At 63.3% G+C, this 12,706-nt stretch carries 9 protein-coding genes; 5 read left to right on the top strand and 4 right to left on the bottom strand.

Going from position 1 to position 12,706, the window contains the following annotated elements; genetic code table 11:
* Positions 1-264 precede the first annotated feature (264 nt).
* The gene (locus tag F4Z81_15110; protein MXW06376.1) at positions 265-1,305 is read right to left on the bottom strand and encodes a hypothetical protein; all 1,041 of its coding nucleotides are present in this window, start codon (positions 1,303-1,305) and stop codon (positions 265-267) included.
* Between the two features lie 370 nt (positions 1,306-1,675).
* On the opposite strand from F4Z81_15110, the gene F4Z81_15105 reads away from it, so the two are divergent.
* The 3 genes from F4Z81_15105 to F4Z81_15095 are packed head-to-tail and all read left to right on the top strand — an operon-like array spanning position 1,676 to position 4,927.
* On the top strand, positions 1,676-2,911 hold the full coding sequence (locus F4Z81_15105) for an anhydro-N-acetylmuramic acid kinase (protein ID MXW06375.1): 1,236 nt from the start codon (positions 1,676-1,678) through the stop codon (positions 2,909-2,911).
* The gene (locus tag F4Z81_15100) at positions 2,908-4,386 is read left to right on the top strand and encodes a SpoIID/LytB domain-containing protein (protein ID MXW06374.1); all 1,479 of its coding nucleotides are present in this window, start codon (positions 2,908-2,910) and stop codon (positions 4,384-4,386) included. The genes F4Z81_15105 and F4Z81_15100 overlap by 4 nt, the downstream gene beginning before the upstream one ends.
* 16 nt (positions 4,387-4,402) lie before the next feature.
* Positions 4,403-4,927 carry a hypothetical protein gene (locus tag F4Z81_15095; GenBank protein ID MXW06373.1) on the top strand — a complete coding sequence of 175 codons (525 nt, stop codon included), beginning with the start codon at positions 4,403-4,405 and terminating at the stop codon, positions 4,925-4,927.
* An 81-nt stretch (positions 4,928-5,008) separates the two neighbouring features.
* Here F4Z81_15095 and F4Z81_15090 read toward each other — a convergent pair whose 3' ends face one another.
* Entirely contained in the window at positions 5,009-7,432 is a 2,424-nt protein-coding gene (locus F4Z81_15090; GenBank protein ID MXW06372.1) for a tetratricopeptide repeat protein, read from the bottom strand.
* A 230-nt stretch (positions 7,433-7,662) separates the two neighbouring features.
* Here F4Z81_15090 and F4Z81_15085 point away from each other — a divergent pair, with 230 nt between their 5' ends.
* Together F4Z81_15085 and thiO are read left to right on the top strand one after the other, a co-directional pair.
* A complete protein-coding gene (locus tag F4Z81_15085; GenBank protein MXW06371.1) occupies positions 7,663-8,736 on the top strand; it encodes a Gfo/Idh/MocA family oxidoreductase in 1,074 nt (357 codons plus the stop codon).
* 116 nt (positions 8,737-8,852) lie between these two features.
* Positions 8,853-9,998 (top strand): glycine oxidase ThiO, encoded by a 1,146-nt coding sequence (thiO, locus tag F4Z81_15080; protein MXW06370.1) that lies wholly within the window; start codon positions 8,853-8,855, stop codon positions 9,996-9,998.
* A gap of 81 nt (positions 9,999-10,079) precedes the next feature.
* Here the strand turns inward: thiO and F4Z81_15075 are convergent, their stop codons facing one another.
* Complete coding sequence (locus F4Z81_15075; protein MXW06369.1) at positions 10,080-11,714, bottom strand: thiamine pyrophosphate-requiring protein; 1,635 nt, start codon at positions 11,712-11,714, stop codon at positions 10,080-10,082.
* Between the two features lie 21 nt (positions 11,715-11,735).
* A partial coding sequence (locus F4Z81_15070) for a threonine/serine dehydratase (GenBank protein MXW06368.1) occupies positions 11,736-12,706 on the bottom strand: 971 nt, incomplete at its 5' end.

Genomic DNA, 12,706 nt, shown 5'->3' with positions numbered 1-12,706 from the left:
AAAAACCCCGCCAAGCCTGGTATCACGGGCTTAACGGGGAATATACGGTAAAAAACTGGATTGTAAAAGAACTTATTTTTTATAGCGGGTGGAGCGCGTGGTGCGGGTAGTGCGGGCGGACCGGCGGCATCCGGCTCCAGATTACCGGAATAGCAAAAGGCGCGGACACTGAGATTTAATCAGTACACGATCCGCGCCTTTTGGTGTTGCTGGCCTTGCCCTTCAGTTGAAACTGGCCTCGACCATCCGTTGTTACAGGTCGCCCTATTCCCCGGTGATGACGTATTTCCGCAACATGCGGGGTCCGACCTCAGCGCCGTATACGTTGCCCATGGCATCCACGGCGACGCCTTCCGCGCCGGTCGTTCCGGCGTTATCGGCATCCACCACGGGATCGGGGATGAAGGCCGATATGAAACCGCCGTCCCGGATGCTGCCGATGCGGATGCCTCGTTTCCAGCCCGGGTTGGCCCCCCAGGTCGCATTAGACTCGGAATCTGCGCTGTAGAGCACGTCATTGGCATCGATGAAAAGGCCGCTCGGCCGGCCGAACTGGGTCCAGGTGGCGATGTACTCGCCTTCCTGGTCGAAGATCTGGAGCCGGGCGTTGCCCCGGTCGCCGACGTAAAGCCGGCCCTGGGAGTCCATGGCCAGGGCATGGGGATCCCGGAACTGGCCGGAAGCCTGTCCCGTTTCGCCCCAGGCCTTGATGAACGATCCGTTCGGCGCCAGCTTGACGATGCGGTTGTTGCCGCGGGACCCGTGACCGTCCGCTATGAAAATGCTTCCGTCGGGCGCCACGAGGACGTCGGAGGGCTGGTTGAAGATGCCGTCCCCTTCGCCCGCCACTCCGGCGATGCCCAGGCTCATCAGCAATTCCCCGTCCTCACTGAACTTGTGGACCTGGTGGCCGATACCTACACCGCCTCTCGCATCAGTCACCCAGACGTTGTTCTCCGAGTCCACGAAGATGCCGTGGGGCCAGACGAACATGCCCGCGCCGAAGCTTTTCAGCAGGTTGCCGTCGCTGTCGAAGAGCAGGATCGGCGGTACGTCTTCCTTGCCGACGCAGGAGTTCTGTCCGCATCTTTCAGCCACCCAGATGTTCCCGCTGCCGTCCTGGGCCGGAAAGACCGCGCTCGTGGAGCCCCAGGTCCTGTCCCCTCCCAGCTTGCCCCATATGCCTTCTACGGTGGTGTACGGATTCGGCGCGTGGTTCTGGGCCGTGGCGAAGCTGTTTAACAGCGCAATCGAAATGCTAACGGCCGAAAGTGCGACCCACCGGATCCAGGTCGATTTTTTCATGAGTATCCTCGCTTCTTAGTGAATAGGGATGGTCCCGTCCCGGACCAGTCGGACAACCCGTTCCAATATTGACCAACCATACCGGTCAAGGCCAGGTGGACCAGTCCGCCACGCAGTCAGACGGACCAACCGCGCCGGTCATAACCTGCCGGACCAGTCGGACGCACAACCAACCGGACCACTTCATCCCCGGGATTTTCGCTTTATTGATATTATAGAAAACAGGCGCGTTTACGCAACGATTTTCGAATGCCTTTCCCATGTCCAACGGACGCCGAGAAACGAACCAACTGGCGTCGAGGACCGCACCAACCGGCTTGACAACCGAAGGACGGCGGGTCATATTTCAGCAGCAAATTCGGCGATCGAGATGACCTGGTGGCAAGTTACAAAACCAGCCGTGCGAGGCAGCACTGTCGTGTTATCGGGATTCCATACCACACAGGACCGCCGGATCATCGGACTAATGTCGGGCACGTCCGCCGATGGGATCGACGCGGCCGTGATACGACTGGGCGAAAAGGACGACAGGCTTTCCCTTGACGTGCTGGGCTTCGATACGGTGGCCTTTCCATCGGGCTTGCGCGATCGACTGATGGAAGTCTCCGATGCGAAGACCGGCAGGATCGACGAGTTGTGCCGGCTGCATTTCGAATTGGGGGAACTCTTTGCAAGGGCGGCTTTCGTCGTAGCGGGTTCCACCGGACTGTCCATGGAGGAGATTGATCTGATCGGTTCCCACGGACAGACCGTCCAGCATCTCCCAGAACGGGAACGAAGATTCGACGTGGAAACCGGGGCGACGCTGCAGATCGGCGATCCTTCGGTGATCGCGCAGCGAACCGGCGTGGTGACGGTTGGCGACTTCCGGGCGGCGGACGTGGCCCGGGGCGGACAGGGCGCTCCGCTCGTGCCCTATGTGGACTACCTGCTCTTCAGGCATCCCGAAAAGGCCCGGGGACTACTGAACCTGGGGGGCATCGCGAATCTCACCGTGCTGCCCGCGGACCCGAAACCCGAAGACGTGCTGGCTTTCGATACGGGCCCGGCCAACATGCTGATCGATGCCGTCGCCCGGGCGGAACTGGGACGCGACATGGATGCGGGCGGCGCGGCCGCAAGGCGCGGCAAGGCTACGGAAAGCCTGGTAACGGACGTGCTGGCCATGCCCTACTTCGAGCAGCCGCCTCCCAAGTCCACGGGCCGGGAACTGTTCGGTGACCGTTGCGCGTCAACCCTGGTTCGCGCGGGTCGGGAGGCCGGGCTCAGCAGCGAGGATCTGCTTGCGACTGCCACGGAAATCACCGTTCGTTCCATTGAGGACGCCTGTCGACGGTTCGTCATTCCCGTCGTCACGCGCCTGGACGAACTGATCGTGAGCGGCGGCGGAGCCAGAAACGGTTTCCTGCTCGAGCGACTCGCCCGGGTGCTGGCGCCTGTCGAGATATCCACTTCCGATGATCACGGCCTGTCCTCGGACGCCAAGGAGGCCGTGGCCTTTGCGGTACTCGCCGACCGGACGGTCCGGGGCCGGCAGGGCAGTCTTCCGGGAGCGACGGGCGCGGATCGGCCCGCGGTGCTGGGCAAGATCTGCCTGCCAGGATGATGCAGCATGCACATGCAGCATGGAGAGGGAAGTTCGTGATGCGCTTCAGCACGTCAACCATGCGGAACATCAAAGACCGGATCCCGGCCGGCATCGTGACAGACCGCGCCGGTACCATGCCTGACCTCGTGCCGATTCGAATACGGTCCGCGCGGCGAACGCGGTGGCCAGCTCACGCGCCGGGACGCGTACGGTCCGCGTGGTGGCCGGCCCTGGTATTGTTCCTGTTGATCCTGGGATGCGCCGGCAGGCCACTCCCATCCGATCGTCCCGCACGACCGGCCCCTTCCGAGACCGCGCCGACAACGGGGGCGTTCAAGCCCGGCCAGCTTCCGATGATCCGAATCGGCTTGCTGGTGAACCGGGATTCTGCCAGCCTGACCGGTACAGGCCGCTTCCGCGTCGTGGACCGGGCCAGCGGCGAAGTGATCGGCACATCCTCTTCCGGGCAGATCTGGAGCATGCAGGCGAAAGGCGCGTGGATCGACGTGTCCGCGCCAGGCGGCGCGGCCCAGGGACTCTATACCGGTCCGATCCAGGTGAACCCGCTCGCGCGGGAAGGACGTCTCAAAGCCGCGGACCGGGAGTACCGCGGATCGATGGAGGTGGTTTCGAACAAGAACGGCAAGTTGACCGTCGTGAACATCCTCGACGTGGAGAACTACCTGCGCGGGGTCGTCCCCCCGGAAATCGGCAAGCTCAAGGAAGACCGCATCGAGGCGTTGAAGGCCCAGGCCGTAGCGGCCCGGACGTACACGGTGGCGAACCTGGGCAGACGCAAGGCCCTGGGATTCGATCTGTACGGTACCGTGGCCGACCAGGTATACCACGGCTACAGCGCGGAATGGCCCCTCGCCGACCGGGCGATATCGGAGACCCGCGGCGTGATCGCTACCTATGACGGCAAACCGATTGCCGCCCAGTACTCCTCGACCTGCGCGGGCGAAACCGAATCCATCGAGGACGCCTGGGGAGGCAATCCCATTCCGTACCTGCGCTCCGTGCGGGACCGGGAACGCGGAAGCGACGACTTCTGCAACCATTCGCCGGTCTATACATGGCGCGTGGAGTGGAACAAGAATACGCTGGAGAACATCCTGGCGACGAGGCTTCCAGGCCTGGACCCACGCAAGCAGGGTGAGTTTTCTCTACGCAGTATGTCCATCAAGAGTCGATCTCCGACCGGACGCGTTCAACAACTCGAGATCAAATCGAATCACGGGACTACGACACTGCGCAGCGGGCAGATACGTTCCGCATTGCGCCGCCCGGTCCGGGGCCAGCCGATGCTCCGCAGCACGAAGTTCGATTTGAAGTTCAGGCAAAACACCGTCGTGGCGGAAGGCGGCGGCTATGGCCATGGCATAGGAATGTGCCAGATGGGCGCCATAGGGATGGCCGGCCAGGGATACAAGTACGACCGGATCCTGAAACACTACTATCGCGGCATCGACCTGGACCGCGTGTACAATTGAACGAGTGGAGAAGAAAATGATGAATCCGAAACCCCGCCGAAGACCCGCCGTCTTCCTTATCCTGTTGCTTTCCGCCTGCATGACGGTCACGGCGTGCTACTATTCCACTTCACAGGGATCGCGCGCCGGGGACATTCGCAACATTGTCATACCGCTGTTTGACAATACCACCGTGGAGACCGGCATTCAGGAGGATTTGACGGACAAGGTAATCGAACGGTTTCTCGAAAACGGCGAGTTCAGGATCGTGGATCTGCGGCAGGCGGACGCGGCGATCATTGGCGTGATCACCAATTTGCAGGAGGAGTCCGTGGCGTTCTCCGCGGGAACGCAGGCCCGGGAAGTCCGTCTCTCGATCGTCGTGGACGTCCGTTTCGAAACCGTGGACAAGAAGGAAGTGATCTGGGAGGAAAGGCAGCTGCGTACCTTCGGTGACTACGCCATCGATACCGGTACGGATTCGGACCGCGAGCCGGCCCTCGATACCGCCATCGAGAGAATGGCCGACGAGATCCTGAACCAGTCCATATCGGGGTGGTAGTCGTCGCTGCCGAGCCACTATAGCCACCGCCGGGGTCTTCCACGCCCGGCTTGCTTGGCGTGCCCGTAGGTGGTACGCGCCTTACCTCGCCCGGTTTGCCTGGCGGTCGCGACCGTCCGATCCGTTCTGCTGATACCACCGGCAACGGTCTATCCAGGCTTCAGCCGTCCTGGCCGACCCGTCCGAGCCCACCAACGCCGCCATGCGCCCGAAGGCTTCGGCCGACTGATCGTAGCGCTCCAGGTAGAAATGAGACATGGCTTCCAGGCGCAGGCTTTCCTGCTGCACGACCTCGTCCGGGAGTCCAATAGCATCCGCTTTCACCAGGTACTCGAGCGCCTGTTCATAGGATCCCGATAGGAACAGCCAGCGGCCCAGGAGGTAATGGCCCGTCCCGTAATCAGGCGCGAGATCGCCCGCGTCCCGGACGGACAGGACCAGCCGCCAGTGGCCGGTCACGGCAGTCAGGTAGGTCATGATCGTGTCCCGGATCGGCTCCCGGTCGAGCACCTCCAGCCGGATGGACGCGGCGCGCGACATGGCTTCCGACGCCTGCAGGCCCACGACCGCTTCGTAGCTGCGCCTGGCATCGTCCATCCTCCCGGTCTTCCACGCTGTATCTCCGCGGACCAGTTGGGCGTCCGCCAGCAGCCCGACGGTCTGGTCCGGTCGTTCGATCCGCTGGGCGACCGACTCGACCCGTTCGTAGTCCCCCTGCCGGTAGATCCCGTACAGCAGACCTCTCAGGGCCGATGGGTTCTCGGGCTCCAGTTCGAGCATGCGGTCGAAATAGCCCACGGCATCCCGATAGCGTTGTGCATTGTAGGCCTGCCAGGCCCGGTCGTTCAGCGCGGCCACTTCGTGGGGACAGTGCCTTCTGAAGATGGCGGGTCGAATGAACCGCTGCCGGGCTATTCGGAGCTGGTCTTCACGCAAAGAGATGCCGTCCACGAAGGTCTCCCACTCGGCGATCAGTTCCGCCGTTGACCGGCCATAGGACGCCTCGACGGCGCCGTCGGGAAAGGCCTGCTTGAATACGTCCAGCCCATAGCGTTCGATCAGGAAGCGAACGAAAGATCCGCACAGCGTGTAGCTGCGCGAGGACGCGGCCGACCAGAATCCCGTCATGCTGAACAGGTCCTCCAGTCGCGGCGCAAGGCCGAGCTCGCGCATGGCCCGGCTCCACTCGTGCGGGTTCATGGGGGCGTCCTGCCAGTCCACCGCCTCGGCCAGCCCCTCGTGGAACCCGATCCAGTAGCTGCCTCCGAACAGCGCGTTTCCAAAAGCGGCGGACATGACGTGCACCAGTTCATGTTTCAGCACGGGATGTGGAAACGACGCGTTGTTGAGGTGCATTTCGTCCGCACCGGGGCGTTCGATGGACGTATGCCGGGCGCCCATGAGCCGCTTCTTTTGGTCCGCGCTGCCATAGATATATGACGCGATGCGCGCCCGAGGGGCCGGCACGTCCAGGTAGTTGATGACCCGGTCGAGTTGGTATTCGTGATCCCGGGCGATGAGATCCATGTTCCAGGCCGAAATGGTGTTCGTATCATAGTAGAGGTCGAAGTGGTCCGTCTGCCGGTGGCCCCCCAGGGTCTGCTGGATATGCGCCCGGTCGATCACGATGCCCAGGGGCGCCCGGTAGGCGTAGGCCGCCGCCAGCACCACTACCGAAACCAGGAACAGCACCCGCATGGACATGCCGGTCGCGGCACTCCCGCCGATCTCAGCGCTCCCGGCGTTCGTGGAACTGTCAGCGGCCAGACCATCGTTCGGACTTCCGCCGCGGAACTTCCATAACAGCGAGGGACGGATCTTCCGGACCGACGGATCGAAACAGGCACACAGGCCGGCGACCATCGCGAGGACGCTGACGAGCACGATCGCCCGCGCCGCAAGCAGCGTCGAGGTGATGACCACCACTTCATCGTAAATCGGTCCGGGAAAATACCCGATGATCGGGTTGTAGGCGAATACGGGCGGCTGAGTGGCCAGACGAAACACGCTGATGCCGACGGAAACAAACATGACGCCGAGAAAAAGGAGCGTGGCGTGCCGTCTTCGTTCCACGGACAGCGCGCAGACCAACGCGACGGCGGTGGCCCACAGGACGCTGATGCCGGGAAGCAGCAGGTAGAACGCGAGTCCCTCCGGCACGTTGCAGAAACCACTGATCCAGCTGTTGACGAACATTACGACCATCGGCAGCAGGAGTGTCGAAAGGGAAAGCCCGAAGAGCAGGGCGAGCAGCGCCGAATGGCGGGTGTTGCTCGTGCCGTCTGTTCGCAAACCGTCCCCTCGCCAGCCGCTCACGAGATGGACGGTCATCACGCCCGTGACGAAGGTGGCGATGGCGGCGGTGAAGAAGGCGAACTCGAAACCGAGATCATCCACGAGGGGCATCTGCGTCATCGCCGCCGAGGCTGCCGTAAGGACCGCGGTCGCGGCCATGTACGGCTTGCGGCGCAGGACGCTCGTTATGAAGTGCTTGTCCGGGCTCATGAAAGGACCTGCGGTGGAGAAAAGACCTGCAGTTGTGAAAAGGCGTCGAGATGTTGAGGCATTGAAATTCGATCCGGATCCGTTATGTGATCCTGAATCCGTGGTTGTGCATGATATACCGGCAGGCGCTTCAGGGCCAGATGATTCGAAGCGTTTTTCCTGTCGGGTCTGCCCGCGCGGCGATATAATGACTGCGTTTCCGATGAACCCGAAACATGGAGGTAGGCGAGATGAACCTGGACCTGGAATACCGCCCCGTACTGGGCACGAAAACGGATTACGGTATCGGCATCATCGGTGCGGGCGGGATCGTAAACGCCGCGCACCTCCCCGCTTACCGGAAGGCGGGGTTCAACGTGATCGGCTTGACGGACAAGGACGTCGACAAGGCGAACCGGACCGCCCGGGATTTCGAGGTGCCGAAGGTATTTCCTACCGTGGAATCGTTGCTCGACGACCCCGCCGTGGACATCGTGGACATCGCCGTACCGCCCTGGCACCAGAAGGAACTCGTCCGGAAGGCGACGGCGGCCGGCAAGCAACTGCTTTGCCAGAAACCGCTTTCGAACGTATACGCCGAAGCCGTTGAGATCGTGGAGATGGCGGAGGAGCGCGGCGTGAAGCTGGCCGTAAACCAGCAGATGCGGTGGGACCAGGCGGTAAGGGCGTCCAGGACGCTGCTGAACCGCGGGTTGCTGGGTGAACCCGCATCGGCCGTGATCGACGTGAGCATCCTGACCGAATGGCGGGCCTGGCCCTGGGTCCTCGAGGCCGGGGGGCTCGACCTGATGTTTCACAGTATTCATTACTTCGACAGCATGCGATCTCTGTTCGGAGACCCCGAACGGGTCTGGTCGTCCGGCGCGTCCTATCCAGGGCATGTAGCGACAGGAGAAACACGGACGATTACGGTGTTCGAGTACACGGACACCTTCCAGGCCCTGGTCTCCGTCAACCACAACAACCGGACGGAAGAAAACTTCGCGACGTTGCGCATTGACGGGACGGAAGGATACGCCGCGGGGACGTTCGGCCTGCTGTACGACTATCCCCATGGCCGGCCCGATACGCTAGCCTGGTCCAGCCGGAAGATCGATGCCGGCAACACCATCCATCACCGGTTCGAAGAGCGGTGGATACCCGACTCCTTCATCGGCCCCATGGGGGAACTGATGTCCTCCATCGAACAGGACCGGCTTCCCGAGACCAACGGGCGAGACAACCTCAAGACGCTTCAGCTGGTCAACGCCGGCTATCTGTCCATGGCGGAACACCGGGCCGTGGCTCCGGGCGAAATCGGATAGCGGTGCGTTGAGCCTGACCAGTCCCGCTTACGGCGCAATGCAAAACCACGCCGGGCTATATTGTTTGAAAGCGGATTTAATACATTGTCAATGTTGATTGGAATAAAAATCAACATATGGTTTTGATTTGGGATACCCCGGGGTCCTTCTCCATGAAAACGGACGTTATAATAGTAGGCGCGGGCGTGATCGGACTCTCCATCGCCCACGAACTACTTTCCCGCGGAACACGCGTTACCCTCGTGGATCCGCGCGAGCCGGGCAAGGAAGCTTCCTGGGCCGCCGCCGGTGTGCTTGCACCGCAGGGCGCCCGTCCTGTTAGCCGGGCCTATCTTGACCTGTGCCTGGCGGGTTTGGATTTGTACGCCGACTGGTCCGCCGCGCTACTCGAGGAAACCGGCATCGACGTCGAGTACCGGACCGAAGCGGGGCTTCAGGTCGCCTTCGACGACACAGAATCCGAAGAACTGGAACAGCGATACCGCCACCAGCAGGATCTAGGTCTCCCGGTCGAGCAACTCACCGGCGAGGAGGTACGCGCACTCGAGCCCATGCTGTCGCCCGATACACGGTGCGGCCTGCGCTTCGAAAGGATGCACCAGGTGGAGAACCGGCGGCTGGTCCAGGCCCTGGTCGCCGCCGTCCGGGCCCGCGGAGGGGTATTCCGCATCGGGGACCCGGTTGTCGACCTGATCGTACGGAGGAACCGGGCGGCCGGCGTAGTCATCCCCGGCGAACGTATCGGCGCGGAACGCGTAGTGGTCGCGGCCGGCGCCTGGTCCGGCCTGCTGAAGTGGATCACGGGCATGCCGCCACCGGTCCAGCCCGTGCGGGGCCAGATGGTCTGCGTCGACGGGCGTGGCGTCCCGCCACTGGGCCGCGTTATCTACGGCATGGAACAGTACCTCGTTCCCCGCAGGGACGGCCGCGTGCTAATGGGTGCCACGGTGGAGAAGACCGGGTTCGACGCCAGTGTGACCGCGGGCGGCGTGTCCGAGGTAATCAGGGAAGGGTTGCGCATGGCGCCCGGACTGGCGGAAGCGCCGGTCGTGGAAACCTGGGCGGGGCTGCGTCCCATGTCGAAGGACGGCAAACCCATACTCGGCCCGACGGGCCTGGAACGCCTCGTCCTCGCCACGGGCCACTTCCGCAACGGCATTCTCCTCGCCCCGATAACCGGCCGGCTCATCGCGGATCACCTGGAGCACGGCGCAGTGCCCGCAGCCATGGCACCGTTCCGGGCGGATCGCTTCGACCGGTAGGACGCGCGCCGCTCGGCCCGCCAGGCACGTCGGTTCGCCAGGTACGCCGGTTCGCCAGGTACGCCGGCGCGCCGTCAGCCATTAGAAGAACGAGAAGTCGATTTCCTTGCTGGTCATGAACTCCAGCAGCGCCGGCACCCCCTCCTCTGTCTTCCTGATCCCCCGCTTCAGCGCCGGGATGATCTCGTCGGGTGACTCGACCCGCTCGCCGTAACCGCCGAAGGCCTCCGCCATCAACGCATAGTTCCCCGAAATGTCGGTCGCCCCGTACTTCGCCTGAGACGTGGGCATGACAGGGATCTCGATGGCCATGGAGTGGTTGTTGAACAGCACGGAAAGGATGGGGATGCGCTCGCGCACGGCCGTCTCGAAGTCCATGCCCGTGAAACCGATGGCCGCGTCGCCCCACACGTTGATGCAGAGACGGTCCGGATGGACCAGCTTCGCGCCCATGGCCAGCCCGAGTCCGTAACCGAGCTGGGTGGTCTTGCCCCAGCCGATGTAGCTCAGGGGCGTGGTCGAGGGCCAGAAGGGAGTCAACTGGTCGCGGGGGCTGCCCGCGTCGTGGGTGATGATCGTTCGGTCGATGTCGACGGTGTCGATCATGTCGCTGATCACCCGGTAGGGGGAGAAAGGCGTGGAGGCATCCTTGAGTTTCGGCATCCAGGCGTTCATCCAGCGCCGCCTGATCGCCTGGATCTCGCTCACGATCCCTTCGTACCGGCCGCGCGGCCTTTTCTTCAACCGGTCAGAAACCTCGTCGATGAGGGCCCGGAGCGTGAGCGCGGCATCGCCCACGATGGGATAGTGGCACGCCACGTCCTTGTTGATGTCGCCGGGATCCAGCGTGGCGTGGATGTAGGTCTTGCCCTCGGGCATGGCCAGGCCGAAGTTCGTCCGGGTGAAGCTGCACCCGATGCCGAAGATCACGTCGGCATTTTGCACGAAGACGTGCACGGGTTCCGGCATCGACCGTCCCCCGTTTCCCAGGGACAGGGGATGGTTTTCCGGGAAAGCGCTCTTGCCGTCCAGGCTGGTGGTAACCGGCGCCTCGAGCAGCTCGGCCAGCTGTTGCAGCTCAGGCCACGCCTCTGCGTAGTGCACACCCTGTCCGGCGTAGATGACCGGCCGCTCCGCCGCGACCAGGGCCTCGGCGGCGTCGCGCACCGCGTCCGGATCGGGTCCGACGCGCACGGACGGTGTCGGCCGGTAGTCGAACGTCCCGGGCACCTCTTCACCGAGCAGGTCGGTCGGGAACTCCACCAGCGCAGGACCGGGCCGACCGTTCCTCACCTGCGTGAAGGCCCTCCTCATGACCTCCGATACGGTCTCGGGGAGCACCAGGTATTCACAGGACTTGGTGATGTGCTGGAAGTTGAGATAAGCATGGAAATTCGGCGACAACTGGGCGACCTGCCTGCGGTACCCCATGGGGAGCACCACGATGGGCACCGACTCCCCGAAGGCCTGCGCCACGCCGCCGTAGGCGTTCTCCGTGCCCGGCCCGCTTTGCATGCAGAACACGCCGATCTTGCGGCCAGAAGTCAGCCGGCTCATCGCATCGGCCATGTGGAGGCCGATCCGCTCCTGGCGGACGATCACCGTGCGGATGTCCAACTCGGCAGCCGTCTCGATCAGTGGATTGACCGGGTACGCGAAGAGGTACTCGACACCTTCCTGCTTCAAAACGTGGGCAACCGCCTGCGCAACGTTCATTTCCGCGTTACTCCTTCTCGTTTAAGGTAGTGAATCGTCCAGGTAGCGGACCATCTCGCGCACGCCGTCCATCCCGAGATTGCCGCCGCTGAACAGCGCGGCGACCCGCCGGCCCCGCCACGAAGCCGCCTCGCGCATGCACAGGGCGAATACCGCCGCGGCTGCGCCTTCCGCAATGAACCCGGTGTGTTCGAGTACGACTGGGATCGCCTGTTTCATCTCCTCCTCGGTGACCAGATGCATTTCGTCGACCCGGTCTTTCAGGACATCGAAGGCCAGGCCGCCCGGATAGGTCGTCGCCAGGCCCCCGGCAAAAGTGTCGCAGGTCGCCGTGGTCACGGTCCGGCCTTCCTGCCAGGACCGGTACACCGACGGCGCGTTGGACGCCTGGACGCCGATGAGACGCACGTCCGGATGGGTGGCCTTGATGGCCGTGGCCACGCCCGCGATCAGGTTGCCGCCGCCCACGGGCAGCACCACCGCATCTAAGTCAGGCAGGTCCTCCACGATCTCCAGGCCGATGGTGCCCGCACCCGCCATGAGGCCGAAGTCTTCCCCGTCTTCGATGTACACCATGCCGGTTTCTTCCGCGATCTCCCGGGACCGTGCGAATCCGTCGGCGATCGTTTCACCGTGGATAACCAACTCGGCGCCGAGTCGGCGGATGGCATCGCTCTTCACCTTCGGCGTTCCGTGGGGCACGACCACCGTGACGGGAACGCCCATCACGCCGCCGCCGTAGGCAATGCCCTGGCCGTGGTTGCCGGTGGACGCCGTGGTGACCCCCCTCCCGCGCTGCTCCTCGTCGAGCAGGGACATGGTGTACAGACCGCCCCGCACCTTGAAGGAGCGGATGGGCTGGAAGTTCTCGTACTTAATGTGGAGTTCCAGCCCCAGCGTCTCGCTGAACGCGGCGGAACGGTACATGGGCGTCGGAGACAGGTGTTTGTTGAGGAATTGACGTGCCTTCAGGATGTCGGCCAGCGTGGGGT

The sequence above is a fragment of the Gemmatimonadota bacterium genome, assembly GCA_009835325.1.
Classification (GTDB): domain Bacteria; phylum JAAXHH01; class JAAXHH01; order JAAXHH01; family JAAXHH01; genus JAAXHH01.
This window is presented reverse-complemented; position numbering and strand designations above follow the sequence as displayed.